The following is a 26,384-nucleotide window of genomic DNA, read 5'->3' as shown; positions in this document are numbered from 1 at the left end:
GCATGCACTTCGTTCCAGAGCGGGCATTGAGCCCTTTATTCACCCTACTCACCGTGGGGGTGCTGGGTTTTACCCTGGGGGTCACTGCCCTGAGCGAAGAGCGCATGGTTCAGATCTTTGGGCTCATCGTGGTGCTGGCAGCGACGGTGTTGCTGCTGGTGGCTCCGCTCAGTACGCTCTACCAGGTGACCCCCCAAGCCCTGAGGATCCGCTGGTTGTTCGGCTGGGTCACCCTTCCCAAAGAGGAGATTCTGGTCGTCTGGGAAAAGGAGTTTCGGCTGGGAATTCGCACCTTTGGCATCGGGGTTCCCGGGGTAGCCCAGGGGGGGTTCCTGGAGAAAACCCTGGGCCACATTCAGGCCTACACGGCCAAGGGTGCCGGCCGGGGAGTCTTCGTCCAGATGGCCGATGGTAGAAAGGTGCTGCTGTGCCCGGCGGAGCGAAAGAGGTTTTTAGATTACCTGCGCCAGCTCGGCTACCCGGTGCAGTAGGGGCCTCAGCAGGCCTTGCCTGGGTCAAGGGTTTTGGTAGGGGAACACTGGGTGGAATATAGGGCCAGCCCACTGACCACCGGGCGTACTCCATCGCTGGGGTTGCGCAGCCGACCGCGCACCCAAAGCTGAGCTGAGCCGCCCCCATCCATTCGAATGGCCCCCCAGGCTCCCTGCTCGGCCAGGACCTGGGCCAGCACCCCAGGCAAGGTAGGTGCAGTGACCACCAGCCACACGGTACCGGTCTGGGTCCAGGCCACCGCCGACTGAGGGGCCACCTTGAGGAGGGGGGCTTTATCACGGAAGGGCTCGGCGTCTGGGCGAAAGACATTCTCCCCCCCCTGGATGAGCAAGGGGCCGGCCTCGAGGGCATAGTTGGTGGGGGGCTCGAGCGAGCCGTAGAGCTTGAGGATATCGCCGGGGGCCGCGATGGGCTCCGCCGGGGGGTAGGAAAGGGCCCAGTAGCCTGCGGGAAGGGTGTAGGGCGCAGGATAGCTGGCCACCACCCGGTCGCCTTTCACCGCCAGCACACTCTCCCCAGGCTTTCCGGCTGGCCCCGGAATGGTGTAGGCGGTGTACTTGCCGCGGGTAAGGTTGATGCCCACGCGGAAGCTCCGCCCATCCGCGGTGCGCACCACGGTGCTGAAGCGGGGCAATCCAGCAAAGAGGTTCTCTTCATCCCAAAACAGGGCGCTGCGCCCGTAGGGGAAGTTGATGGCCACCCCATCCTTGATCCACAACCCAATCGGTGTACCGGTGGGGGCATCAAAGTACCCGCCGTTAAGCACGGCCAGGGCGTTTGGGGCGGTTTTGTCTAGGGTTTGACGCACCCCCGGACGTCCAACCGGCTCCATACGCCAACTCCCCGGAGCGGCCTCGAGCACATACATCCGCAGGGGGTCCGGGGTCCAGGCCCAGAACTCGCGGTAGGTTATGCCGGGGGCCACCGGTTCAGCCCGCTCAGGCTCCAGGTAGTACACATCCAGCACCAGGCGGGCGGGGTTGTCCAGCGTAAAGCTGCGGTAACGGTAAACCCGCAGCGGCGGGGCCTGTAGGCTGAGGGAAGTACCCCCCTGGCCATACTGCGCGCTCAGGGTCACATTGGGTGGGGTTTGCCCCTCGAGCCCCGGCAAGAAGTAGGGCAGGTTGAGCTGCAAGCGTCCCCCGTAGGGCGTAAGCCCCACCACCGGAACCGTGGCTGGATCGGTTCCAGCCGGCAGGTCCAGCACCAAGCGCAGCCGGTTGGGATCGGAAGAAAGCCGTACCCCCGCTTCTGGGGCAGCGATCAACCCCGCCGCGCGAACCACCTCGAGCGGCAGCCGGCCCCCCACAGGGGCGGGCAAGCTGGGATCGAGCGGTGGGGTCCAGCCCACCCCAGGCACATAGGTCAGCTCGAGGCCGGGTTTGCTGAAGGTCGTTGCCCCCGAGTTGTCCTGGGTTACCGTGAGGCCAAGTTTTGCAGCGGGAAGGGCCACCTGGGCATAGACCAACCCCAGCCAAACCATCAAGGCGAGTCCTAGCAAGCGCTGCATCATGGTCTACATTCAACCCGAACAAGATAAATTGGGGGTGAGGAAGGACCAGATCCAAGGCTGCGGTTTGAACCCCGGCAAGACAAGCCCCTGGGCATAGGGGCTTTGTGGGCCTCGAGTGGGCCGAGCCTTATGGGTTGACGTAAGTCAGCCAAGGCCCGTATTTGGGGTTGTGGCCTTGAACGGCTTCCAAATAGGCCTTGCGCAAGCGCATGGTGTGTTCCCCCGCCTGGCCGCTGCCGATGGCCCGGTGGTCGAGCGAGGAGACCGGGGTCACTTCCGCCGCGGTGCCGACCATAAACACCTCATCGGCCATGTAGAGCTGGTCTCGAGTGGCCCTGCATTCCCGCACCTCATAGCCCAGATCTCTGGCGATGGTGATGACCGAGTCGCGGGTAATGCCCATCAGGTTGACCGAGTGCTCGAGGACATAGAGGGTACTCCCCTTGAAGAAAAAGAGGTTTTCCCCCGAACCCTCGGCCACGAACCCCTCCTTATCCAGCAGCAAGGCCTCGTCCGCCCCGGCTTGGTGGGCCTCGATGCGGGCCAAAGCGCTATTAACGTAGTTCCCCCCAACCTTGGCCTTGCCCGGCATCACGTTGGCCGGAAAGCGAGCCCAGCTCGAGGTGATCAGCCTCGCCCCCTTGCGCACCGCTTCATCGCCCAGGTAGGTCCCCCACTCCCAGGCCGCAACCATCACCTCAGCGGGATTGTTGGGCAACGGGTTTACCCCCAGGCTAGTGGCCCCCATCCAGGCCAGCGGGCGAATGTAGCAGCTTTTATAGCTGTTTTCCCGAACCACGCTGAGGATGCCCTCGCTGACCTGCTCGGGGGTGAAGGGCAGCTCGAACATCATCACCTTGGCGCTATGAAAAAAGCGCTCCACATGCTCCTTCAGCCGAAACACCGCCGGGCCTTTGGGGGTTTCATAAGCCCGGATGCCCTCAAAGACGCTGGTGCCATAGTGCAGTGCATGGGTCAACACCGAGACCTTAGCTTCTTCTTGAGGGACTATATGGCCATTGAACCAGATCAGGCCGGTCTTCATCTTGCTGTCTCCACCGATAGATTTGGGCTTGGTCTCCGCTGCCATGATTTCCTCCAAAGGGGTATTCCAGCGGCCCCCTTTAGGGCCTCAGGAACAACCTCACGCCCTGAGCAGGGCAGCCCAGAGCGCCGCAGTGCGTGCTTAGATCATACTTCCTTGAGCAGGCTTTGTAACGCCTCCGGAAGCAGCTGACGCCGAGCCGTCACGTCATGCTCCCCGGTGCGCAGTTGCAGATAACGGCGGGCGGTGTCTTGTAGGAGGGGCATCAGCGAGGGCTCTTTGACCACCTCAGGCAGCAGATCGCGCAGCTGGGCCTCGAGCCGGGTTGTGGCCAGGTACTTTGCGGCCTGCAGGGCATCGCCCTCGAGCCGGGCCTTGAGCGGAAAGCGGGTAAGCCGGACCGCCTCACGCTCCACCAGCGGGCTCACCAACAGCTTCTGGCAGGATTTGCAGGGGTTCTCACGGCTGGGCTTCCCGCAGATGAAGCAGGGCGGGTTGGGATCGGCCTTCTGCTTCTGGATCACCGCTTTTCCCGCTTTCAGGACGGCGGTTTGCAGGGTTTCGGGAACCGCCTGGCTGAGCCGACGCAAGCGGGACTCCTCGTCCGGGCTCAAGGGGGGTGGAGGGAGGGCTTTTTCCAAGCGCCGGGATTTCCGGGCAATGGGCCGCTCCTTAAACCGAATATCACCGACCACCCCAGGCAACACCTGGGCGTAGCGGGCTAGAAACTTTTCGCGCTCATACTTCAGGTGAAAGGCCGCCGCGGAATCCGGCACACTCACCGTGAGCACCCCATCGGTGAGGTCGGTGGCTTCAGAGATCGCTGCCAGCATCTCCCCTGCCACCTCCGGCCACAAGGCCAGGGCCTTACCCCGGCGCATCCCGGCCTCGAGGCCCTTGCTTCCCAGCAGCTTGTGCAAAAGTTCGGCGGGGCGTTTGGCGGCCATGCCCATCCAGTCTACCTAGGGCCGGACCGGTGTACAGGGTAAGGTATACCCCGTGGACTTAACGCTTGGACAGTGGATGCTGGGGGTGCTGGCCGCCGCCATCGTGGGGGGTTCCAAATCGGGAATCCCCGGCGCGGGAATCCTGGCGGTGGCCCTTTTTGCCCAAATCTTCCCAGCCAAGGAGTCTACCGGGGCCCTGCTCCCGCTGCTCCTGGTAGGCGATGTGCTGGCGGTAGGGATGATGCACCGCCACGCCAACTGGCCTCACCTGCTGCGGCTGTTTCCCTGGACGGCTGGGGGGATACTGGTGGGGGTGGGGGTACTGGCCGCGGTGAACAACCACCAGCTAAGGCTGATCATCGGGGGGCTGATCGTGGGGATGACCCTTTATCAAGCCGCGATCCGGCTATGGCGGGCTCCGCGGCTGACCGCACGCGGGGGAGCCTTCGCGGCTAGCCTGGGGGTTTCCGCAGGGATCACCACCATGGTGGCCAACGCCGCCGGACCCTTCACCACGCTGTACATGCTGGCGATGGGGATGGGCAAGCTCGAGTTTGTCGGCACACTGTCCTGGTTCTATCTGGTCTTCAATCTGTTCAAAGTGCCGTTTGCAACCTATCTGGGGCTAATTAGCCTGGAATCGCTGCGGATCAATTTGATCCTGGCTCCCGCGGTCGTCGCCGGGGCCTACTTGGGGCGCTGGCTGTTGCACCGCATTCCGCAGCGCTGGTTTGAGGATGCGGTGCTGCTGCTGGCCTTCCTGGGCGGATTAGACCTGCTCTTTTAAGCCGCTGCGCTCACCGCAACACCCCGGCTTCAATATGGACCACCGCGCCCATCCCCGGGGTCTCGAGCCCGGCCAGGATGGCCTGGGGTAAGCTGGCTGCGTAGGCCAATAAAGCTCCTCGCCGCCAGGTATCCAGCTCGGTGTGCCACTCATCCACCAACAACAGCGGAGCCTCTTCGTAGTGTTGCCAAAGCAAGCGGTGTTCGGCCAGACGCAGGGCCAGGGCGATGCTCCGGGCCTCTCCCCGGCTGGCAAACTTGGCGGCCTCCCGCCCAGAAAGGGTTAGGCTTAGGTCGTCACGGTGCGGGCCGAGCTGGGTCACGCCGCGCTCGAGGTCCTCCAGTAAGCTATCTTCTAAGGCCCCTAGAAACCGCTCGGGCTCGACGGTCTCGAGGAGTTCTAAGCCCAGCTCACCCGGAGCCAGCTCAGCATACGCTTCCCGGGCCAACGGGGCCAGCTTGGCCAGCATTCGGCGGCGCAGGGAAAGCATCTCCAGGCCATATTTGACCAACTCGGCATTCCACACCCCGATCCCTTTGCCCCCCAGCTTGAGCACTGCGTTGCGCTGGCTCAAGGCCCGCCCATAGGCCGAGGTGATTGCCCGGTAGCGGGCTGAAAAGCGCGAGAGCAGCAAATCCAGGAAGCGGCGGCGCTCCTCCGGCCCCCCCAACACCAGCTCGAGGTCCTCCGGGCCTAAGAGCACCGCTCCCGGCAATTGGGCCAGCTCACGCAGCGAGGCCGGGGCCTCGTTGAGCCGGTGCTCGCGCCCTTCACGCGAGAGCTTGACTTCCAAGCGGCTGGGCCCAAACTGGGTCTCGATCTCGGCGTACATCCAGGCCTCACTCTGGCCAAAGGCGATGCGCTCCAGCATCCCATTCCTTAAATCCCCCCCCAGCACCAGCTCGATGGCCTCGAGCAGGTTGGTCTTGCCTTGGGCGTTGCCCCCCACAATGGTGGTGAGCCCAGGCGGAGGGAGAAACTCTGCGCTGACCAGGTTGCGAAAGTTGTTCTGCCGAAGGCGCAAAAGCCGCACTACCCCATAGGCTAAAGGCAAATCGCTCAACCCTCAATGCACGAGCACCAACCTTTGTCCAGGCGGTTGAACTATGAGAACAATAAGAGTACAATCCCAGGCCAATGCACCTGGGCAGAAATGCCCTGCTTGACACAAGTTTAGGGCCTTTGATGGTGAAATTTGCGTCTGCTGCACTCAAGAAGTGTCAGGAGGTCTGATGAAGAAGGCCAGAAAGCTCGAGGAGGTACGCAAGCTCAACCGCACGCTGCTGGCGGAACTCGAGGAGGAGTGCCGAGCCTATGCGGTAGCGGTAAGCCTGCTCAAGGAGCAAAAACCTGGTACCCCCGGCTACCAGGATCAGCTCGAGGTGCTGCATGGGACCCTGCTCGAGCTGCGCTCCAAAGCCAAAGCGGCCGATAAAGGCCTCCAGCAAGAGCGCAAGCTGAGCCACAAGCTGGCCGAGGCTTCCAAGAAGGGATCCCACGCCTAAATTGGCCGCCGGGGAGGGGCACAGCTTCCCCGCTTGATCAGGCGCCCGGGAAAGAGCATTCGCACTGGCTCGAGGGGTGGGCCTTCCTCTACTGCTTGCAAAACCACCTGAGCCGCAGCCTGGCCCATAGCTTCTACGGGCTGCTCGATCACATCCAGGGGTGGGGTAACCAGGCTTGTCCAGGAGTAGTTGTCAAAGGTTAGGAGTGAAACATCTTCGGGGATGCGCAATCCCAACTCGCGTAAGGCACGGAACGCCCCAGCAGCCTCGGTTCCAGTAAGGGAGAACAGCGCGGTAGGAGGCTCCTTCAGCCGGAGTAGCTCGAGGGTCAGGTGATAGGCAGCTTCCTCACTGCGAGGGATGGGGCGCTGGTAGGTGGGGTCGGGGGCAAGTCCCACTGCTTGCAAGGCCAGGGGAAACACTCTCGAGCGCTCATCGGGGGTCAGGACCGGGTGATAGGCTCCCAGGCTAGCGATCCGACGGTGGCCTAACTCGTACAAATAGCGCACTCCCTCAAAGACGCAATCCTGCGCATTGAGCATCACATAGCCGAAAGGGCTATCCGGATAAAAGTGGTCTATCTGCAAGATATAAGTACCACGGGTTTGCATCTGCTTTAGGTACTCCAGGTTGGGTGTGCCGAAAGCCGAGCGCAGAATCAGCCCACTAACCCGCTGGCCACTGAACATTTTGAGGTTTTCAAGCTCGATACCAGAGTCATACTCACTGTCGGCTACCATCAGCGCGTAGCCTTGGGCTCGCACTTCATGGGCAACGGTGCGAATTAGAGCTGCAAAGAAAGGTTCAATGATATTGCCAACCATCAGCCCAATGGTGCGGGTGCGACCCCGCCGTAAGCTGCCCGCGAGCTGATCAGGTTCGTACCCTAGTTCTTCGATGGCCTGGCGAACCCGCTCGAGGGTGGCCGGGCGAAGAAGATGGGGCTCCTGAATGGCCCGTTTGGCGGTGGTGGGAGAGACCCCTGCACGCTTAGCGACATCGAGAATATTGGGCACGTGTCCATTGTAACTAGGACGGGTCTTGACAACCAGTATTCAGTATGTCTATCGTAATGGACACGAGACCATTTAGTGCGGTGAGCCCTTTCCATGAAGGTGTTCAACCATGGGGTAGCTGGCTTTAGGCATAAATGGTCACGTGTCCATCAATCTTGCTTTTGGCTACGGAGGTCAGACAGGAACGGGTGAACACATTGTGGTGAGGTTTTCGGCCCAAGTCCCTTTCTCTGGAGGAATACCATGCGCTTGTGGAAAATTCTGTTCGCTGGTGTCGGCCTATCCCTTTCAGCAGCACTGGCTCAAACCACCCTCACCATTGCCACCGTCAACAACCCGGATATGGTGACCATGCAAAAGCTCAGCGGGGAGTTTGAGAAAAAGTACCCCAATATCAAACTCAATTGGGTGGTGTTACCCGAGAATGAGTTGCGCCAAAAAGTTACCACTGACATCGCTACCAATGCCGGTTCCTACGATGTACTGACCATCGGCACCTATGAGACCCCTATCTGGGGCAAGAACGGCTGGCTGGTGGAGATGAGCGGTCTACCCCAAAACTATGACCTCGAGGATGTGCTCAAACCCGTGCGGGCCGGACTTTCCTATAATGGCAAGCTCTATGCCCTGCCTTTCTATGCTGAGAGCTCAATGCTGATGTACCGCAAAGACCTCTTTGCCGCCAAGAAAATTGCCGTTCCCGCTCAACCCACCTGGGATCAAGCCATCAGCTGGGCCAAGCAGCTGAATGAGCCCAGCAAGGGGATTTATGGCATCTGCCTGCGGGGACTGCCTGGTTGGGGCGAGAACATGGCTTTCCTAACCACCATGATCAACACCTACGGCGGGCGCTGGTTCGACGAGAGTTGGCAACCCCAAATCAATAGCCCTGAGTGGAAAAAGGCCATTGGCCAATACGTTGAGCTGGTCACTAAATATGGCCCTCCAGGGGTGACGGGTAACGGCTTTACCGAGAACCTAACCCTCACCTCTGATGGCAAATGCGCAATGTGGATTGACGCCACGGTAGCAGCTGGCTTCCTCGAGAATCCCAAAAGCTCCAAGGTAGCTGGAAAAATGGGCTATGCCAAGTCTCCGGTAGCAGTAACTCCCAACGGTTCCCACTGGTTATGGAGCTGGGCTCTAGCCATCCCCAAATCCAGCAAACACGCTGAGGAAGCCAAGACCTTCATCGCCTGGGCTACCTCCAAGGATTACATCAACCTTGTAGGCAGCACTCAGGGTTGGGTTTCAGCGCCTCCAGGAACCCGCTATTCCACCTACTCCAACCCCAACTACCTGAAAGCTGCTGTCTTTGCTAAAACGGTTCTAGATTCCATTAACACTGCTGATCCCACCAAACCCACCCTTAAACCTGTGCCCTATGTGGGAGTACAGTTCGTAGCCATCCCCGAGTTTCAGGCCATCGGGACTCAGGTCGGGCAATTCATCGCAGGAATCGTGGCCGGGAAAACCAGCCTTGAGGATGGCCTGAACCAAGCCCAGGCCGCGGTCGAGAAGACCATGAAAGAAGCCGGTTATCTGAAGTAGAGGCAGAAGGGCCGGATGTCCCAATTCCATCATTCCATCCGGCCCTTCATGAAATTTCAGTTCACAGTTGCCCCCAACTCAAATAGGCGTGCCATGACCACCAACCTTCCGCGACCGCGTACCCGCTCCAGTGCTCGAGGTCCCAATACCCTCTGGCTGCTGGGCCCGGCCATGTTGGTGCTGATCGTTTGGACCCAAGTCCCCTTCCTGCTCTCAATCTATTACTCCTTCCAGCGCTATAACCTGCTCTATCCTGATCGCAAGGGTTTCGTTGGCTTGGCCAACTTCGCCTCGCTGATCACCGACCCCATTTTTCGGGTTTCACTCATACATACCCTAGTGTTGGTAGGCTCGGTGCTCTTGGTGACCGTAGCAGTCGGGCTTTTGTTGGCGGTGCTTTTCTATCAGGAGTTCCCCGGGCGAGCCCTAGCCCGAACCCTGGTCATCTCACCTTTTTTTGTGATGCCGGTAGTATCCGCTTTAGTCTGGAAAAACATGCTGATGCACCCGGTGTATGGGCTATTTGCCTGGATCGCTAACAGCTTGGGATTCAAGCCGGTAGACTGGCTGGCACAATACCCGATGCTCTCGATTATTCTGATTGTTTCCTGGCAGTGGATTCCCTTTGCCATGCTCCTGACCCTAACTGGGCTGCAATCCCTATCCCGTGAGCAGCTCGAGGCTGCCAAAATTGATGGGGCGAATGCTTGGCAGGAGTTCCGCTACATTATCGTGCCACACCTAGCACAAACTTTGAGCGTAGTGATCATGCTCGAGACCATCTTCCTGCTGACCATCTTCGCCGAGATCTACACCACCACCTCGGGCGGACCAGGATTGGAAACCACCACCCTGCCCTATTTGATCTACCTCAAAGGCTTCAACGACAACAATATCGGCATTGCCAGTGCCGGAGCAGTGTTTGCAGTAATCTTAGCCAACCTAGTCGCTATTTTCGTATTGCGGCTCATCGGGCGCAACCTGCAAGGGGCCAGGAGGTAGAAGGTGAGCGAAAGCAAGCGCCCACGTTGGGAACTCACGGTTCTGGCCTATGTAGTCGCACTCATCATGTTCTTTCCCATCTTCTGGATGTTCATCACCGGGTTCAAAAGCGAGGCTGATGCGGTACAACTACCACCCAAGCTATTCTTTACCCCTACTCTCGAGAGCCTCCATGAAGCTCTTAGCCGCAGCAACTACGGGGGTCATTTCCTCAACTCACTGATCTCGGCGGTGGGCTCGAGCTTGTTGGCGCTGCTCCTTTCAATCCCTGCGGCATTCTCAATGGCCTTTTACCCCACCCGGCGAACCCACAGCACCCTTTTGTGGATCATCAGCACTAAAATGATGCCCCCTGTGGGGGTAATCATCCCCGTTTATCTGATCTTTATCCGACTCCAGTGGCTCGATAACATCTGGGCCCTGATGCTGATGTACACCGTAATGAACATGCCGGTGGTGATCTGGACCCTTTATGCCTACTTCCGCGACCTACCCAACGAGATGATGGAGGCGGCTCGGGTGGACGGAGCCAATACCTTTCAGGAACTTGTCAATGTACTGCTACCGGTCTCTGGCCCAGCCATCGCCAGCGCAGCTTTGCTCAGCATCATCTTAGCCTGGAATGAAGCCTTCTGGAGTCTCAACCTAACCAATGCCCAAGCCCAACCCCTCTCGGTATATGTAGCATCCTTCAAAACTGCTGAAGGACTGTTCTGGGCCAAAATGTCAGCAGCCTCGATGATTGCCATTCTACCCGTAATGGTGATGGGCTGGCTGGCCCAACGCCAGCTGGTACGTGGGCTGACTTTTGGTGCCATCAAGTAATTGTCTAAATCGTGCAGATCTATACCAAAGAGAGAGTCTTATGCTAACCACAACAAAAACCATGCGAGCTGCGGTAATTACCGCACCGGGGCAGCTCGAGACCCGCGAGCTTCCCCTTCCCGAGGCCGGGCCAGGTCAGGTACGAATTAAGGTTGTTGCAACCGGCGTTTGTGGAACCGACTTGCACCTATTGAGAGGCCACTTCCACGCCGTACTTCCCTTAGTTCCTGGACATGAAATCGCCGGAATTATCGATCAGGTGGGACCTGGAGTGCGGGGCTTTAAAGAGGGTGATCCTGTAGCCCTCGACCCGGTGGTTTCCTGTGGAAGTTGCCATTATTGCCAGAAAGGACTGCGTCAGCATTGCGAGCATTACCAAGCTCTGGGGGTCACTACAGCGGGTGGGTTTGCCGAGTACGTAGTGGCCCCAGCCACCAATGCCTACACAGTGGGCCCACTGCCCTTAGAAGTTGCGGCCTTTGCTGAGCCGCTGGGCTGTGTAGCCTGGGGCATTCTACGGCTGCGCCCGGAACCTGCGAGTAAAGCCCTGCTGTTTGGGGCCGGGCCCATTGGTCTGTTGCTGCTACAAGCCCTGCTGGCTTCAGGAGCCTCAAGCGTTACGGTAGTAGACCCTATTTCGGAGCGGCTCGAGCTGGCCAGATCCCTGGGTGCCAATCGCACACTACAAACCAGTCCCGAAGTGATCCCCCAACTTCGTGACCTCGAGCCCTATGGCTTCGATATTGTCAGCGAGGCTACAGGGCGGACCGAGGTGGTACAGGAAATGCCCAATTTGACTGCCCGAGGTGGCAAGATGCTGATTTTTGGGGTCAGTCCAGAAGAGGCCAGCGTATCCTTTAGTCCATATCAGATTTACCATCATGATCTCACTGTGGTTGGCAGCTTTTCACTCAATGCCACCGTACCCATGGCTCTAGAGTGGCTCAGTAGCAAACGGGTACAGGTTGAATCCTTGATTACCCACCGACTGCCCATCGAAGGGCTTCATCAAGCCCTCGACTACAAAAACCATCCCGGCATGGCCGGGGCCCAAAAAGTCCTAATTAAACCAGATCTCTTATGAGCAAGATCTTTTCCTTAGAACATCGGATTGCCATCGTTACTGGAGCCAGTCGGGGAATTGGCTGGGAGATCGCCAAGGCCCTGCACCAAGCCGGAGCTCACATAGTAGTGGCCGATATCGATGCTGAGGCCGGGCCAAACTCGGCAGCAGAGCTCGAGGGGGATTTCGTCCTCACCGATGTTACCGATTCGGCCTCGGTACGCAGCCTGGTTGAAGGGGTAGTTGCTAACCATGGGCGAATAGATATCCTGGTCAACAACGCCGGGGTGGTACGCAATCTCCCAAGCGAGGAGACCTCCGATGAGGACTGGAGCTTTGTGCTCAAGGTGAACCTAGATGGGGTGTTTTGGTGCTGCCGCGAGGTTGGGAAGGTGATGCTTCAGCAGGGGAAGGGCAGCATCATCAACATTGCCTCGATGTCGGGGGTAATCTCCAACCACCCTCAACCCCAATCGGCATACAACGTTTCCAAGGCAGGGGTCATTATGCTGACCAAATCGCTCGCTGGGGAATGGGCAGGGCGTGGGGTGCGGGTCAACGCGATTTCTCCTGGATACATCGCCACGCCCATGACCAAGCGGGGCCTCGAGACCCCCGAGTGGCGCGAGGTCTGGCTATCCAACACCCCCATGGGCCGCCTGGGAGAGCCAGCTGAAATTGGACCGTTGGCGGTGTTCCTGGCTTCTGATGCCAGCAGCTATATGACCGGCAGCAATGTGCTGATTGACGGCGGCTATACCGTTTGGTAGGACAACCCTCAGCCCCCCCACAGCCGCTCCTCAGCCAAGGTGTACACACTCAGCCTGGTAGGCAACCTCGAGGGCTGAGGGGGTGAGTATGCCGCTGACCATCGTGTTGTTTTCCGAGGAGGCCAAGGCCGAGGCCGCGGTCCACGAGCTCGAGCACCTGGGATTTGATCAAGTGGGGTTGGTGGCCCATGAGGTCTGGGCGCGGCAGGTGCTGGGAATGCCCGGAAGGCTCGAGCGGGAGTCGAAAGAAGGACTCAAACAAGGCAGTTTGTGGGGAACCCTGCTGGGGGGGCTGGCCGGAATTGCCAGCGCAGCCATCACCGGGGGAGCTTCGCTGGTGTGGATTGGGGTTTTCGCAGGGGCCGGCCTGGGCAGCCTCACCGGGCTGTTGACCGGGGCCACCTCGGCGGAGATCAGCAGCAGCGAGGATGAAGCTTACTACATAGAAGCCCTTCAGGAAGGGGGAATTGTGTTGGTGGTGCGCAGCAAGGAAGACCAGGTCAAGCCCATCGGGGAGGTCTTGCAACGCTTTGAACCCCAGCGCATGGTGGTGCGGCCGGACAGCCTGCCGTCCCAGGCTTTGATCGGAGAAGAACCCTCGGAAGCACGAAACCCAGAGGTCAGCGGAGATTAAGGGCCTCGAGGGCTCGAGCCACCACGGGGTCAAGCCCGGTGCTGGCCCAGGCGCTGAGGTCATCGCGGGCCTCTACGTCGGGGGTGATGGCCTCCGGCAGCGGCTGGCCCTCCCCATCGGTGGTGCGCACGTAGGTAATGGCGATGGCGCTGTGGTCGAGCAGGGGGAAAAAATCGGTGGCGGTGTTGGAAAGCCCTGCGGTGCGCTCCCCCACCACAAGCCCGGCCCCCGCTCGCTGCACCACGTAGGCGAACAGTTCCGCACAAGAGGCACTGCGCCGATTTACCAATACCGCCAATTTGCCGTTCCAGCGGGCAGGGTTGGGGAGGGTGTAACCGCGGGGATCGCGGGGGTCATTGCCCACCGTTGCCCCACCCCGATACCCCAGCGGCGAGGCACCCAGGTGGCTCTGCATGGTGAGCTGGAAATCCCCCACAAAGGCTCCGGCGGCCGCGACACACTCGGTCTCCTCCCCCCCGCCGTTGTTGCGCAGGTCTACCAGCAAAGCGGTAGCCCCCTGGGCTTGGGCCTGCTGGACCAGCGCATGAACCCGTGGAGCGACCTGTTTATAGGTCTCGAACTGCGGGATTCGCAGGATCCATACCCCTCGAGGAGCCCCGCTAGGGGCATACAGATAGGGCAAGGCCAGGTTGGGCATCAGGCGGCGCTCCAGCCTTGCCTCGAGCCGCCGCTCCCCCGCGGCTGGGCCCCGGGCGAGCTCGAGGCGCAGGGAACTGCCCGAAAGTTGCTGCTGGATCTCCCCCACAGGCTGGCCATTTGCGCTTAGGATGCGGTCCCCAGGAAGCAGCCCCGCCGCCTGGGCCGCTCCACCCGCCAGCACCTCGGTGACCAACAGCGCATTGCCCTCTGGCTGATAGGAGAAGCCGTACAAAGGGGTGGGGTCAGGGGTCCCCGCGAACGTGGCTTCCGCCCGGGCGAAGCGCTCTGGGCTCAGGTAATAGCTGTGGCCGTCCCCCAGCTCCCGCACCATCTCGGCAATGAGGGGACGGGCAACCTCGACCGGGCAGGTCTCGGCCTGGGGAGCACAGCGCTGCTCAAGCTGCTTCTGGTACTTGGCCACCAAATCCTGTGGCCGCACCGCAGAGGGGCCGTAGTAGTAAAACTCGAGGTAGAAGCTGGCCTCCCGAAAGAGTTCGCTGGCCGGGCTGGCCAGCGCCGAGGACAGGAGGATAAACCCAAGAAAAGTCCGCAGGAGCATGGCCCAATCTAGCAAGGCTTCGGTGAGGCCAGATGTATCCGGGATGAAATCTCAAACCCGGCTTTGGGCTCACACCCCGTAGAGCGCCCCAAACTTGCGGTTCAAATAGTCGATCAGGTAGCGCGGATTGAGGTCTTCACCGGTGACCTGCCGCAGAAGCTCGCGCGGCCAATAGCGGCTACCCTGACGGTGAATCTTCTCACGCTGCCATTCCAAGAGGGTCGCAAACCCTCCTCGAGCCAACAGCTCCTGTAGGTCACCGAGCTCGCGCTCGGCCTGGGCAAAGAACTGCGCCCCGTAGAGATTGCCCAGTGCATAGGTGGGGAAGTAGCCGATCAGGCCTGAAGCCCAGTGCATGTCCTGCATCACCCCGTCGGCCAGGGTAGGAGAGCGAATCCCCAAGTATTCCTGGTACTTGGCATCCCAAGCCTCGGGCGCCTGGTCTATCTCGAGCTCCCCCCGCAGCAGGGCCAGCTCCACCTCAAAGCGGATCATGATGTGCAGGTTGTAGGTCACCTCGTCAGCCTCAACCCGGATCAGGCTGGGCTGCACGGTGTTGATCGCGGCATAAAACGGCTCGAGCCCCACCCCCTGAAAGGCCTCAAAGCGGGCCTGAGCCCGGGGCCAGAAGTAGCGCCAGAACCCCAGGCTGCGCCCCACCAAGTTCTCCCAGGTGCGGCTTTGCGATTCGTGAATACCCAGGGAGATCTCCGTGCCCATCGGGGTGCCGTAATGCTCAGAGGGCAAGCCCTGATAGTAGAGCCCATGCCCCATCTCGTGAATGGTCCCGAACAGGGCCATGCTAAAAAACCCTTCGTCATAGCGGGTGGTCAGCCGCACATCCCCCGGGCCCAGGCCCAGCATGAAAGGATGGGCCACGGTATCCAAGCGTCCCGCCTCTAGATCAAAGCCCAGGGTGGCGATCACCTCTTTGGCAAAGGCTTCCTGAGCTACTCTGGGGAAATGCCGGTGCAACAGCGAGGGGTCCGGCTTTCGGGGGCTGGCCTCGAGCCGCTGTAGCAGCCCTACGGTGGCCTGGCGCAGTTCCCCAAACACCGCTTCAATCTGCCGGGTGGTGGCCCCCGGCTCGTATTGGTCCAGAAGCGCATCGTAGCGCTCCTCGGTGTAGCCGATGGCCTCGGCGACCTCACGGGTGAGCGCGAAAACCCGCTTGAGCACTGGCTTAAATCCCTCCCAATCGTTCTTGGGTCGGGCCTCTTCCCACACCGACTGGCCCTCGCTGGTGGCCTGGGCCAACTCTACCGCCAATCGCTCGGGAATTTTGGTCTGCAAGGCATAGGCCCGTCGCCACTCCCGCACGTTCACCGCCTGGGGCGAGGTGGGGTTTTGCACCAGGTCGCTGCCCTCGAGCCGGGCCAGCATCTCTCCAATGCGCGGATCGGTGTTGCGGGCATGGAGCAGCTTGGCCAGGGTCGCTTGCATCTGGGCCCGGTGGGGATGACCCTTGCGGGGAATGTAGGTGGCCTGATCCCAATTGGCCAGCGCCGAAAATGCCTCCAAATAGACAGTTTCCCGACTGTGTTGCTCGAGCCATTGATACGCTTGGTCTGCGGTCATAGCTCGAGCATCATAGCAATGCCGCCCGCAATGAAGCAGGCGCGAGCCCCTAAAGGCCCGCGCCCCAAAAGCCTACAGGCCTAACCCTTCACCGCCCCTGCGGTCAGCCCAGCCACGATGCGCTGCTGGAAGATCAGCACCATAATGACCAGGGGCACCGTCACAATCACGCTGGCTGCCATAATCGAGCCCCAGGGCACCTCAAAGGGCGTGGCCCCACCAAAGGAAGCGATGGCCACCGGCACAGTCTTCACCTCGTTGCCGATGGTGAAGGTCAGGGCAAAGAGGTATTCGTTCCAGGCCGCAATGAACGCCAAGAGGCCGGTGGTCACCAGCCCTGGGCCCGTGAGGGGGAGCATCACCCGAAGCAGGGTTTGGATGGGGGTGGCCCCATCCACATAGGCGGCTTCCTCGAGCTCCCGCGGCAGCCCACGGAAGTACCCGGTGAGCACCCACACCGTGAAAGGCAAAGTGAACAACAAGTAGGAGAGGATCAGCCCCGGAAAGGTGTTGAAAAGTCCGAGCTGGCGCAGCAGCACAAACATCCCCGAGAGCACCGAGACCTGAGGAAACATGGTCATCGCCAAAACGATGTAAAGCACGATGTTCTTGGGTGGAAAGCGCAGGCGCCCCAGGGCATAGGCCGCCGAGACCCCCAGCACCAGCGAGATCAGGGTGGCCCCCCCTGCTACGATCAGCGAGTTGAGCAGATTACGCCCAAACGCCGCCCCACTAAAGACGTTCTGGTACTGGGTCAGCGTGAAGGGGATGGGCAAAAAGCTAGGGTGAGCACTGAACAAGGCATCCGAGGGTTTAAAGCTGCTGATCACCGCCCAGTAGAAGGGGAACACGCTATAAACCACCACGAACACCACCAGCAGGTAGAACAGGAAGCGGGAAATCACCGCCCAAAGACCACGGTTAGTTCTCACGGCTGGGCCCTCCGACCAAGCGCATATACACCAACACAAAGATGAAGATCAGCACCAGTATGGCCACCGAGATGGTCGAACCATACCCCAGATCTTGGAAATCAATCAGGGTTTGGCGGTTATAGATCGCCAAGCTGCGGGTTGCGGTGTTCACCCCAACCATCACGAAGATCACATCAAAGACCCGCAGCGCGTCAAGGGTTCGGAAGATCAGGGCCACCACCAAAGCAGGGGTCAGCAGGGGTAGGGTCAGGGTCCAAAACTGCTGCCAGCGATTGGCCCCGTCAATATCGGCGGCCTCATAGATATCGGCAGGGATAAGCTGGAGGCCCGCCAGGAGAAGAAGGGCCATGAAGGGCGTGGTCTTCCACACGTCCACCGCCACCATCGCCCATAGCACCGTGTGGGGGTTGGCCAGAAAGGCAATTTTTTGGGAGAAGAGGTGCAGATTAACCCCGATAACGTTGATCACCCCGTAGATGTCGTTGAGCATCCACTTCCACATCTGGGCCGAGACCACCGTGGGGATGGCCCAGGGGATCAGGATTGCGGTGCGCACAATCCCCCGTCCGGCAAAGTTGGAGTTGATGATGAGGGCGATTGCCAAGCCCAGCACGGTCTCGAGAAACACCGAGACAAAGGTGAAGCGCAGGGTGTTCCAAAGGGCGCCCCTAAAATCGCTGTCCTGGGTGATCAGGTAGATATAGTTTTGAAGACCGATAAACTTGGGCTGATCCACAAAGGCGATATCAGCTTTGAAAAAGGAATAATAGAACACCTGGGCCAACGGATACCCAGCCACAAACGCCACCACCAGCAAGGTGGGAATCACTAAAATCCACGCCAGTCGGGTTTGTCGTAGCGTCAGCATAAAATCCCCTTTTGGATGGGCCTATATTACCGCAATTCGCCCAAAACCCTGTGGTTTAGTAAAGCCTGGGGCCGGGTTCTCCGGCCCCAGTGCGTTAGCGAAACATTGCGGCTTAGCGCAGAATGCGGGTGATTTTGGCCGCGGCATCGCGCACCGCTTGAGCGGCGGATGCCGTACCGGTGATGCTGTCATGCACAGCGGTCCAGAAGGTCTCGGAAACTTGATTGTACTTTGAGCCCGCAGGACCAGAGGGGCGGCTGACCGCGTTCTGGAACACCGGGAGCAGATCCTTGAACCAGGGGTTCTTGGCCAGCACGTCTTTATCATTGTAGAGCGCTGGGCGGGTGGGCAGGCGCGAAAGGCTAACCGCGTTGTCCTTTTGCACCTCGACTGAGGTCAGGTACTTAACCAGTTCGGCAGCCACCTTTTGGTTCTTGGAGTAGGCCGACACCATGAGCTGCCAGCCACCCAGGGTAGCCGCGTTGCGTCCTTCGCTGCCCGCTCCCTTGGGCAACACGGTCACGGCAAATTTGCCCTTAACCGCGCTGCCTTCGCTCTGCCCCAGGCTATACGCATAGGGCCAGTTACGCATGAAGGCCGCGTTGCCGGCTTGGAAGGCGTTGCGGGCTTCTTCCTCCGCATAGCTTGTCACCCCTGGAGGGGCAATCTTACCGATCCAGCCCTTGACCATGTTGAGCGCCGCGATGGCGTTGGCATTGTTGAGGGTCACCTTGCCCTCGGGGTCTACGATCGTGCCGCCACCGTTGGAGTAGATCCACTCGAGGGCATCGCAAGTCAGCCCCTCATAGGCCTTGCCCTGGAAAACAAAGCCCCAGAAATCTTTGTTGGTCGCCCGCTCCCCAGCCTGGATCTTTTGGGCCTGCTGGCTCAGCTCGGTCCAGGTCTTGGGCGGAGCCTTGAAGCCGTATTTCTGCAAGAGATCGGTGCGGTAATACAGCAGACCGGCATCGGTAAAGAAGGGCATAGAGGTCAGCTTGCCCTTGATGGTGTTGTTCTCGATGATGCGGGGGAAGAACTGCGCGATCTCCTCCTTAGAGAAGAACTGGTTGAGATCGGCAGCGTGGGGGGCCACAATTCCCGGCCAGATCACGTCAATCATGTACACGTCTACATCGGGGCTCTTGGCCGCCCAGTACTGCTGATACAGGGCCAGCCGGTCATTGGTGTCGGCAGGAGAGTCAATGTACTCAACCTTGTTGCCGGTCTTCTGGGCCCATTCCTCTGCTTTGGCCTTCATCCAGCGCCCCCCCTCGCCCACCGCGGTGGAGTCCCCGGCCAGGCGAATGGTCACGCCCTGGGCGAGGCTAGCCCCACCGACCGCGAGGGTCAGGGCCAACGCACCTGCTAACCACTTCGATTTCATATCTCCTCCTATCTGCTGGAAGTGCTTCCATTAATTAGGCTCCACAGCGATCGACAGCACTCTTGTTTGTGGAAGACCTTCCAAGCGGGAGTCTACTCTAGGCTTTGTCCCGCTGTCAAGGCAGTTTTCGCGGCAACCCAAGCCAAGGAAACCTCGAGCAGCAGCGAAAAAATGCATGGGCCGCCGGGTTTGCACTCCGGCGGCCTTAAGGCAAGGATGGGCTATTGGAACCAGTTGGAACCGCTGTAGGCGTTGCCGCTGGCAGAGGTATTGATGTTGACGGTTTGGAGCAAGGAGTTAAACCCTGTGGAGGACTCCCAGACATTTTGGTTGGCCAAGCGAACCGAGTATGCAGACCTACCATAGAGCGCCCCGGCCACATCTGGCAGGTTGAGCAGTACGTCGTAATCCCCAGTGGGAGCGCTGGTGGGCACCCCGCCGCTCACCGCAACGGTGGTGGTGGAACCCGAGAGCCAGGTGCGGGGGTCAATGCCGGTGCTCAGGCGATACACCTTACCGCTGGCCTTGTGGCGCAGGATGACCTCGAGCTTGCGGGGGTTGAACAGATTGCCCCAACCCACATTGCTCACCGTAAAGCTCAGATAGAACTCCCCTCCCGGCCTAACCTGGCCCGACAGCTGGGATTGGTTGAGCTGAAGGCGATACCCCAGCTTGCGCTTGATGGTATCCATACAACCCCCGCTAACCCAGCGGGGGTTGTCGCCAGCAGGCCAGTTTCCCGAGCCGGGGTCATAGTAAACATTGTTGAACATGTCAAAGTGATACTTTTGCAGCTCAGACATAGCGGTGGGGCAGGCCCCGCGATCAGAGTTCCAGAACCCCTCACAGGTTTCCCCGCTCATCACGGTGTATTGGCTGGTTTGCTGCATGTAGCTCTGCATCTGTAAGCTGCTGAACTGGCCCATGCCGTCCCAGGTCCCGCCGTCTTGGTCTGGGTTCAGGAAGCAGTCAATATGGCCTCCTACTCGAGACTGATTGCTGCCACTAAAGGCCTGCCCTGCGGTGAGGGCTGAGGGGTAGAGCTGCATGGTATCCAAGGGGTAACGAATCTGAACCATGCGGCTGCTGGGCAGGGCCCCTAAAATCGCGTTGAGGATGGTTTGCTTGTTGCTGAAGGAGTCAAGGCCATTCAGCGAGTTGTGCCACTCTCCCCAGGCCCCGATAAACCCAGCCTGCATGGAAACGATCACATCGGCATTGTTCTGCAACACCGGCTTAAGCTGGGAGATGTGGTTGAGCACGGTGTTCAAAGGGGCATCATTCCCGCCGCTGTCGTAGTTGTACATGAAGCGCAACATCACCTTAAAGCCTTCCTGGCGAATCCGAGCGAAGCTATCGTTCATGCGGCTAAGGAAGTCACTGTCAATCGAGCCATTGCGGTAGGCATCGAGCCGCACCATGCCACGCAGAACGGTGATGCTGCTGTCGCGGTCGTGAATCCACTTGAAGAGGTTGGGATCGCTCAGATTCCAGTCCTGGGGAAAAGGAAAAGGAACATTGTCATGGAATCCCCGCTCGGGATTGGGGAACACCACATCAGAGGGCTGATAGGTGGTGGTGACCAGGCCGCTGCTGGGGGGAGTGGGGGTGGGCGTAGAAGAGCCCGAAGGCATGGTCAAAGTGGCCACCAAGGCCGCACTGGTGGTGGAGCCGTTGGTAGCCCATACGCTGTACTCGATCTTGTCCCCCGCTTTGGCGTTGGTCTCGGTAAAGCTGGGTTGAGAGGTACTGACCACCCCCCCGCCGGTGCGCTGAAACTTATACCCAGTGGCTCCAGACACCGCATCCCACTGGATTAAGAAACCCCCGCTGACCGCGCTCACCCGCAGATTGCTGGGCTGGGCCAGAGAGGGGGGCTGCGGAGGGGTTACGGTCCCACTGCTGGGCATGGTCACGGTTACGGTGAGGGCATCGCTCAAGATTGAGCCATTTTGCGCCCATACGCTGTACTCAACCTTATCCCCCACCTTTATGCTGGGGTCTTGCTCGAGGTAGCTAGGCTGTGCAGGGCTAACCGAACCCCCTGCACCCGTGCGCTGGAGCTTATAGCCCGTAGCCCCAGCCACGGCGTCCCACTGCAGCTGAAAGCCGCTGGTCACCTTGGTGACGCGAAAGTTAGAAGGCCGCAGGGGTTTGCCCTGCCCAGAAGCCCCCCCCTCGGGGTTGCTGGGGTTAACGGGGCTTGAACAAGCAGCCAAAAAGGCTAAGAGAAGCGTTAATCCAACCAAGGAGAAGCGGCGAGACCACATCACTGGATAGTTGTACCAGAGGGCAAAATCCCAAGCTGAGATTCTCATGAAAGCGGTTTAGAGTGTTGGGCAAGTCACAACAGGTTGCAAAACCTGTGAAGTACGCGTTACTTAGGTAACGCGTAACGAGATTTACCAAAATTTAAGGTTACGTTGAACCCCCCGAGCTACGCCCAATTCGGTTTGCTTGGCCAAGGGGTTGGCGCATTGCTCCGGCAAACAACCCCTACAGCCGCTTGAGGGCCTGCACCAGCCCCCCCAATACCCCCTGGGCATCGCCGTAGAGCATGCGGGTGCGCTCCGCAAAGAACAGTTCGTTCTCCACCCCGGCAAAGCCTTTGCCCTGGCCGCGCTTGATCACGATGGCATTCTGGGCTTTATCCACGTCCAGGATGGGCATCCCATACAGAGGCGAGCCTGGGCGGCGGGCCGCCGGGTTGACCACGTCGTTGGCCCCGATCACCACCGCCACATCGGCCTGGGGGAACTCGGGGTTGATCTCCTCGAGGTCATACAGCTGCTCGTAGGGCACTCCGGCCTCGGCCAGCAGCACGTTCATGTGCCCCGGCATCCGGCCAGCGACCGGGTGGATGGCATATTTAACCTCTACCCCTTTGCCCTCGAGCACATCGGCCAGCTCACGCAGCTTGTGCTGGGCCTGGGCCACCGCCATGCCATATCCCGGCACAAAGATGACCTTTGAGGCATACCCCAGCATCACCGCAGCATCCTCGAGATCTATGGGCTTGAGGCTACCGGTCACCTCTCCCCCCCCCTGCTCCACACCAAAACCCCCTACCAGCACGCTCCACAAGCTGCGGTTCATGGCCCGGGCCATCAACAGCGTCAAGAGGGTACCTGCCGCCCCCACCACGGTTCCGGCCACAATCAGGGCCGGATTGCCGATGGCAAAGCCCTCAAAACCCACGGCTAGGCCGGTAAAGGCGTTGTACAAGGAGATCACCACCGGCATATCCCCTCCGCCGATGGGCAGGGTCATCAGAACCCCAAAGGCCAGCGCGGCCAGGAAAAACACCAGGATGAGCCCCCCAGCCTGTGTGGGCAACAGCAGGATGCCCAACAGTATCGCAAGCCCCAGCACCACCAAGTTGACCACGCGCTGGGCAGGGAACTGCACAGGCCGACCGGGCATCAACCCCTGTAGCTTGGCAAAGGCAATCCCACTCCCCGTAAAGGAGACCGCCCCGATCAAGGCCCCCAGCACCGCCAGGGCTTTGATTCCGAGAGCGCTAAACTCCCCTCCCAGCAGTTCCACAGCGGCGATTGCTGCTGCTGCCCCACCCCCCATGCCGTTGTAGATGGCCACCATCTGGGGCATGTCGGTCATCTGTACCCGCTTGGCGGCGATCCAGGCCACTACCGCGCCAATGACCAAGGCCACCAGGATCAGGGCAAAATTGCCCATGCCGGGGGTGAGAAGGGTGGCCAGCGTAGCCAGCACCATCGCCCCACCCGCCCAGAGCACTCCGCTTCTGGCCGTGGCTGGCGAGGACATCCGCCTCAAGCCCAGAATGAAGAGGAGGGCGGTGAGGAAATAGATCAGTTGGATGAAGTTATCCATAATCACGCAACGCTACTCGGTAGGGGGCTTGGCTTTGGGCTCTCGATTTTCAGGCTTAGGCTTTCGCTCAAACATCTCGAGCATCCGCTCGGTGACCGCATATCCTCCAGCCGCGTTGGCGGCCCCCAGCACCACCCCTATAAAGCCAATGGCCTGCTCGAGCGGGGTCTGGGCCCGCCCCAGCACCACCATAGCCCCCACCAGCACGATGCCGTGAATGAAGTTAGAGCCCGACATCAACGGGGTATGCAAGATCACCGGAACCCGGCTGATGACCTCATACCCCGTAAACGCGGCCAGCAGGAAGATATATACAGCAGCCCAAGTTGTGTCCATTCACCTACCTCCAGCCTTGTGGGCTATGCCTTCTCGAGCAGCTCGCGGGTTGGGCCGTGCCGCACCTGGCCCCCCTGGGTCAGGAGGGCGCCAGCCAAAACCTCATCGCTCCAATCGGGCTCGAGCCCCCCATTTTTGAGCAGCAGCTTGGCCAGGTTGTAGAGGTTTTTGGCGTACATCTCGCTGGCATGAACCGCCAGCTCGCTGGGCAGGTTGAGCGGCCCAATCACCTTCACCCCCCCTACCTCCACCCCTTCGCCCGGTCGGGTGAGCTCGCAGTTGCCGCCCGACTCCGCCGCCAGATCAACCACCACCGCTCCGGGGCTCATTCGCGCCACCATGCTCTGGGTGAGCAAGGTTGGGGCCCTGCGCCCAGGAATCTGGGCGGTGGTGATCACCACATCCATCTTGGCCACCTCCCCCTCCAGGGCTTGTTGTTGCAGGCGCTGCTCCTCCTCGGTGAGTTGGCGAGCATACCCCCCCTCGCCTTCCGCACTGATGGGCAGCTCGATGACCTTAGCCCCCAACGAGAGGGCTTGTTCAGCCGCCGCCTTGCGCACGTCATAGGCCCAGACCCCCGCCCCCAGCCGCTTGGCCGTGGCGATGGCCTGCAACCCAGCCACTCCCACCCCCATCACCAGCACCTTGGCGGGGCGCACCGTTCCGGCAGCGGTGGTAAGCATGGGGAAAAAGCGTGGGCTGTTGCGGGCGGCGATCAGGGCCGCCACATATCCTGCAACGGTGGCCTGAGAGGAGAGCACATCCATGCTCTGGGCCCGGGTGATGCGGGGAATCAGCTCCAGGGCCAGGGCCGAGAGGCCCCGCTCCGCCAGAGTCCGCACCCGCTCGAGATCCCGCTGGGGATACATCAAGCTGGCCAGGATGGTCCCTGGGGGCAGGCGCTCCAGCTCAGGCTTTTCCAAGGGCTGCACGCCAAACACCACCTGGGCCTCCTCAAACACCCCCTCTCGAGGGACGAGCTCTGCCCCTGCTGCCGCGTAGCCCTCATCGCTGAAAAATGCCCCGGCCCCGGCTCCGCGCTCGAGCCTGACCTGCCAACCCTCCTTCACCAGCCGAGCCACCACCTCCGGCGTGAGGGCCACCCGGCGCTCCCCCGGTGCGGTCTCCCTTGGCACAGCGATCCGTACCATCTGGCCTCCTGACGCCCACAGCATAACAGGTGGGCCGCAGGGGGCGCCTCTCCGCATTGACCGCGCCCAGGGGCCTCCATACAATCGCATCAGCACGAAAGTGAGGCGCGATGGAATTCAAGGACAAGGTGGTCATCGTAACCGGCGGGGCCTCGGGAATGGGCGCGGCCACTGCCCAAGGGTTCGCCGAGGCCGGGGCCCGGGTAGTGATCGTGGACCGCAACGCTGAGTTGGCAGCTCAGGTGGCCAGAGAGACCGGCGGTCAGGCCCTTATCGGCGACGTGAGCGACTCGAGGTTTTGCGCGGCGGCGGTAGAGCAAACCCTGGCCCAGCACGGGCAGCTCGATGTGCTGGTCAATGCGGCCGGGGTGATCGTGCGCTCGAGGGGTGAGGATACCAGCGACGAAGCCTGGAATCGCATTATGGGTGTCAACCTGAACGGGACCTTCTTCATGTGCCGGGCGGCGATCCGGGCCATGAAGCCTCGAGGGGGGGCCATCGTCAACTTCGGCTCTATCTGGGGGGATCTGGGGGCTGTAGGGGTGGCGGCCTACTGTGCCAGCAAGGGCGCAGTGCACAACCTAACCCGCGCCTTGGCCCTCGAGCACGCCACCGAAGGCATCCGGGTCAATGCGGTGTGCCCCGGAGAGGTTAATACCCCCATGCTCCGCTCGGAGCGCACCGAGCCGGTGACCCCAGAGTTGATGGCCCGCCTGGCCGCCACTGTGCCCATGGGCCGCCTGGCCGAGCCGGTGGAAATCGCCCATATGGTGCTTTTCTTGGCCTCGGAGAAGGCCAGCTATATGACTGGTTCGTTGGTGCTGGTAGATGCGGGCTTTGCCGCCCGCTAACCGCTGTAAGCTTGGCAAAGGGAAGATCATGGAATATCGCAATTTAGGTCGAACCGGGGTCAAGGTGGCCCCGCTGGCGCTCGGCACCGACAACATCCTCAACCCCACCGGGGAAGACGAGTCCGTGCGGATGATCCTGCGGGCGCTGGATGCGGGAATCAACCTGATTGACACCTCCAACAGCTATAAAGGCGGCGAAGCCGAGCGAATCCTCGGGAAAGCCCTCAAGCAAAGCGGGCGCCGCGATGAGGCCTTCATCGCCACCAAGGCCCACTACCCGACCGGGCCGGGGCCCAATGACCGGGGCAACTCCCGCCTGCACCTGCTCAAAGCCTGTGAGGATTCCCTCAAGCGCCTGGGGACCGACCACATTGACCTCTACCAGCTCCACCGCCCGGTCTTCGATATGCCGATTGACGAGACCCTGGCAGCCCTCACCGACCTGGTGCGCTCGGGCAAAGTTCGCTATATCGGCAGCTCGACGGCCCCGGCTTGGAAGGTGCTGGAGGGGCTTCTGATCAGCGAGTTGAAGGGGTACGTGCGCTTTGTTTCCGAACAACCCCCCTACAACCTGCTCGACCGGCGCATCGAAAACGAGCTGATCCCCATGGCCCAAGCCTATACCCTGGCCATCCTGCCTTGGTCACCCTTGGCCATGGGAATTCTGGCTGGTCGCTATGCCGACCAAGACCTCCGGCCTGAGGGCTCGAGGGCCGCCTTGCGCGGGGGCATTTACGCCGAGCGGGTGAGCGAGCGGGCCGTCCGGGTCGGCAATCGCTTCGTGGGGCTGGCCCGCGAAGCCGGTTATGACCCGGCCCAACTGGCCATCCTGTGGGCCAAGGACCAGCCCGGCATCACCGCGCCGATCATCGGGCCGCGCACAGTAGAGCAGCTCGAGCACCTCCTTCCGGTCATGGAGATGAAGCTAGACGACTCCATCCGCGCGGCTTGCGATGCCCTGGTACCCCCCGGCAGTGCGGTGGCCAACTTCCACAACTCCGCCCCCTGGATGCGGATGAAGCTCGAGTTCTCGGCCTAG

Annotated in this window: 25 protein-coding genes; 11 read left to right on the top strand and 14 right to left on the bottom strand. The window is 60.6% G+C overall.

Annotated features, from left to right (window positions below; translation table 11 throughout):
• The first annotated feature begins 2 nt into the window (after nucleotides 1-2).
• Nucleotides 3-491, top strand: a complete 489-nt coding sequence (locus tag Mgrana_RS00975; RefSeq protein ID WP_119355734.1) for a PH domain-containing protein — start codon at nucleotides 3-5, stop codon at nucleotides 489-491.
• A gap of 5 nt (nucleotides 492-496) precedes the next feature.
• On the opposite strand, the gene Mgrana_RS00970 is transcribed toward Mgrana_RS00975, so the two are convergent.
• The 3 genes from Mgrana_RS00970 to Mgrana_RS00960 all read right to left on the bottom strand — a co-directional run bounded on the left by Mgrana_RS00970 (nucleotide 497) and on the right by Mgrana_RS00960 (nucleotide 4,018).
• A complete protein-coding gene (locus tag Mgrana_RS00970) occupies nucleotides 497-2,023 on the bottom strand; it encodes a phosphodiester glycosidase family protein (protein ID WP_170146370.1) in 1,527 nt (508 codons plus the stop codon).
• A 130-nt stretch (nucleotides 2,024-2,153) separates the two neighbouring features.
• Nucleotides 2,154-3,116, bottom strand: a complete 963-nt coding sequence (locus Mgrana_RS00965) for a branched-chain amino acid transaminase (RefSeq protein ID WP_119355732.1) — start codon at nucleotides 3,114-3,116, stop codon at nucleotides 2,154-2,156.
• A gap of 101 nt (nucleotides 3,117-3,217) precedes the next feature.
• Nucleotides 3,218-4,018, bottom strand: a complete 801-nt coding sequence (locus Mgrana_RS00960) for a DciA family protein (RefSeq protein ID WP_119355796.1) — start codon at nucleotides 4,016-4,018, stop codon at nucleotides 3,218-3,220.
• A gap of 52 nt (nucleotides 4,019-4,070) precedes the next feature.
• On the opposite strand from Mgrana_RS00960, the gene Mgrana_RS00955 reads away from it, so the two are divergent.
• The gene (locus tag Mgrana_RS00955; RefSeq protein WP_119355731.1) at nucleotides 4,071-4,805 is read left to right on the top strand and encodes a sulfite exporter TauE/SafE family protein; all 735 of its coding nucleotides are present in this window, start codon (nucleotides 4,071-4,073) and stop codon (nucleotides 4,803-4,805) included.
• Nucleotides 4,806-4,815: 10 nt separating this feature from the next.
• Here Mgrana_RS00955 and recF read toward each other — a convergent pair whose 3' ends face one another.
• Complete coding sequence (gene recF / locus Mgrana_RS00950; protein WP_119355795.1) at nucleotides 4,816-5,838, bottom strand: DNA replication/repair protein RecF; 1,023 nt, start codon at nucleotides 5,836-5,838, stop codon at nucleotides 4,816-4,818.
• Nucleotides 5,839-6,037: 199 nt separating this feature from the next.
• Here recF and Mgrana_RS00945 point away from each other — a divergent pair, with 199 nt between their 5' ends.
• Nucleotides 6,038-6,310, top strand: coding sequence for a hypothetical protein (locus tag Mgrana_RS00945; protein ID WP_119355730.1), 273 nt, complete (start codon nucleotides 6,038-6,040; stop codon nucleotides 6,308-6,310).
• Here the strand turns inward: Mgrana_RS00945 and Mgrana_RS00940 are convergent.
• Complete coding sequence (locus Mgrana_RS00940; protein WP_119355729.1) at nucleotides 6,307-7,326, bottom strand: LacI family DNA-binding transcriptional regulator; 1,020 nt, start codon at nucleotides 7,324-7,326, stop codon at nucleotides 6,307-6,309. The two genes, Mgrana_RS00945 and Mgrana_RS00940, sit on opposite strands and share 4 nt — an antisense overlap.
• Nucleotides 7,327-7,569: 243 nt before the next feature.
• Here Mgrana_RS00940 and Mgrana_RS00935 point away from each other — a divergent pair, with 243 nt between their 5' ends.
• The 6 genes from Mgrana_RS00935 (at nucleotide 7,570) to Mgrana_RS00910 (ending at nucleotide 13,171) form a co-directional block, all read left to right on the top strand.
• Entirely contained in the window at nucleotides 7,570-8,877 is a 1,308-nt protein-coding gene (locus Mgrana_RS00935; RefSeq protein WP_119355728.1) for an ABC transporter substrate-binding protein, read from the top strand.
• A gap of 93 nt (nucleotides 8,878-8,970) precedes the next feature.
• On the top strand, nucleotides 8,971-9,879 hold the full coding sequence (locus tag Mgrana_RS00930; protein WP_240631189.1) for a carbohydrate ABC transporter permease: 909 nt from the start codon (nucleotides 8,971-8,973) through the stop codon (nucleotides 9,877-9,879).
• Nucleotides 9,880-9,882: 3 nt separating this feature from the next.
• Nucleotides 9,883-10,704, top strand: coding sequence for a carbohydrate ABC transporter permease (locus tag Mgrana_RS00925; RefSeq protein WP_119355727.1), 822 nt, complete (start codon nucleotides 9,883-9,885; stop codon nucleotides 10,702-10,704).
• 61 nt (nucleotides 10,705-10,765) lie between these two features.
• Nucleotides 10,766-11,788, top strand: a complete 1,023-nt coding sequence (locus Mgrana_RS00920; RefSeq protein WP_119355726.1) for a zinc-dependent alcohol dehydrogenase family protein — start codon at nucleotides 10,766-10,768, stop codon at nucleotides 11,786-11,788.
• Nucleotides 11,785-12,537, top strand: a complete 753-nt coding sequence (locus Mgrana_RS00915; protein WP_119355725.1) for an SDR family NAD(P)-dependent oxidoreductase — start codon at nucleotides 11,785-11,787, stop codon at nucleotides 12,535-12,537. The genes Mgrana_RS00920 and Mgrana_RS00915 overlap by 4 nt, the downstream gene beginning before the upstream one ends.
• Before the next feature lie 88 nt (nucleotides 12,538-12,625).
• Nucleotides 12,626-13,171 (top strand): hypothetical protein, encoded by a 546-nt coding sequence (locus Mgrana_RS00910; RefSeq protein WP_119355724.1) that lies wholly within the window; start codon nucleotides 12,626-12,628, stop codon nucleotides 13,169-13,171.
• Here the strand turns inward: Mgrana_RS00910 and Mgrana_RS00905 are convergent.
• The 9 genes from Mgrana_RS00905 to Mgrana_RS00865 all read right to left on the bottom strand — a co-directional run bounded on the left by Mgrana_RS00905 (nucleotide 13,158) and on the right by Mgrana_RS00865 (nucleotide 24,494).
• Nucleotides 13,158-14,390 (bottom strand): S41 family peptidase, encoded by a 1,233-nt coding sequence (locus Mgrana_RS00905; protein WP_119355723.1) that lies wholly within the window; start codon nucleotides 14,388-14,390, stop codon nucleotides 13,158-13,160. The genes Mgrana_RS00910 and Mgrana_RS00905 overlap by 14 nt on opposite strands.
• A gap of 69 nt (nucleotides 14,391-14,459) precedes the next feature.
• Nucleotides 14,460-15,968, bottom strand: coding sequence for a carboxypeptidase M32 (locus Mgrana_RS00900; RefSeq protein WP_119355722.1), 1,509 nt, complete (start codon nucleotides 15,966-15,968; stop codon nucleotides 14,460-14,462).
• A gap of 80 nt (nucleotides 15,969-16,048) precedes the next feature.
• On the bottom strand, nucleotides 16,049-16,900 hold the full coding sequence (locus Mgrana_RS00895; RefSeq protein ID WP_240631188.1) for a carbohydrate ABC transporter permease: 852 nt from the start codon (nucleotides 16,898-16,900) through the stop codon (nucleotides 16,049-16,051).
• On the bottom strand, nucleotides 16,890-17,771 hold the full coding sequence (locus Mgrana_RS00890; protein ID WP_119355720.1) for a carbohydrate ABC transporter permease: 882 nt from the start codon (nucleotides 17,769-17,771) through the stop codon (nucleotides 16,890-16,892). Before Mgrana_RS00890 ends, Mgrana_RS00895 begins: the two co-directional genes overlap by 11 nt.
• Before the next feature lie 112 nt (nucleotides 17,772-17,883).
• A complete protein-coding gene (locus tag Mgrana_RS00885; RefSeq protein WP_119355719.1) occupies nucleotides 17,884-19,155 on the bottom strand; it encodes an ABC transporter substrate-binding protein in 1,272 nt (423 codons plus the stop codon).
• Between the two features lie 221 nt (nucleotides 19,156-19,376).
• Nucleotides 19,377-21,473: a DUF4832 domain-containing protein gene (locus Mgrana_RS00880; protein WP_119355718.1), complete on the bottom strand. Its 2,097-nt coding sequence runs from the start codon at nucleotides 21,471-21,473 to the stop codon at nucleotides 19,377-19,379.
• 178 nt (nucleotides 21,474-21,651) lie between these two features.
• Nucleotides 21,652-23,007, bottom strand: coding sequence for an NAD(P)(+) transhydrogenase (Re/Si-specific) subunit beta (locus Mgrana_RS00875; protein ID WP_119355717.1), 1,356 nt, complete (start codon nucleotides 23,005-23,007; stop codon nucleotides 21,652-21,654).
• A 12-nt stretch (nucleotides 23,008-23,019) separates the two neighbouring features.
• Complete coding sequence (locus tag Mgrana_RS00870; RefSeq protein ID WP_119355716.1) at nucleotides 23,020-23,343, bottom strand: NAD(P) transhydrogenase subunit alpha part 2; 324 nt, start codon at nucleotides 23,341-23,343, stop codon at nucleotides 23,020-23,022.
• 23 nt (nucleotides 23,344-23,366) lie between these two features.
• Nucleotides 23,367-24,494: an NAD(P) transhydrogenase subunit alpha gene (locus tag Mgrana_RS00865; protein ID WP_119355715.1), complete on the bottom strand. Its 1,128-nt coding sequence runs from the start codon at nucleotides 24,492-24,494 to the stop codon at nucleotides 23,367-23,369.
• Nucleotides 24,495-24,604: 110 nt separating this feature from the next.
• On the opposite strand from Mgrana_RS00865, the gene Mgrana_RS00860 reads away from it, so the two are divergent.
• Nucleotides 24,605-25,345 carry an SDR family NAD(P)-dependent oxidoreductase gene (locus tag Mgrana_RS00860; protein ID WP_119355714.1) on the top strand — a complete coding sequence of 247 codons (741 nt, stop codon included), beginning with the start codon at nucleotides 24,605-24,607 and terminating at the stop codon, nucleotides 25,343-25,345.
• A gap of 28 nt (nucleotides 25,346-25,373) precedes the next feature.
• Complete coding sequence (locus tag Mgrana_RS00855) at nucleotides 25,374-26,384, top strand: aldo/keto reductase (RefSeq protein WP_119355793.1); 1,011 nt, start codon at nucleotides 25,374-25,376, stop codon at nucleotides 26,382-26,384.

Origin of the sequence: Meiothermus granaticius NBRC 107808, assembly GCF_003574355.1 — a bacterium.
GTDB lineage: Bacteria > Deinococcota > Deinococci > Deinococcales > Thermaceae > Meiothermus > Meiothermus granaticius.
Note: the sequence above shows the minus strand (reverse complement) of the source record. Positions and strands in the feature narration are given on the sequence as shown.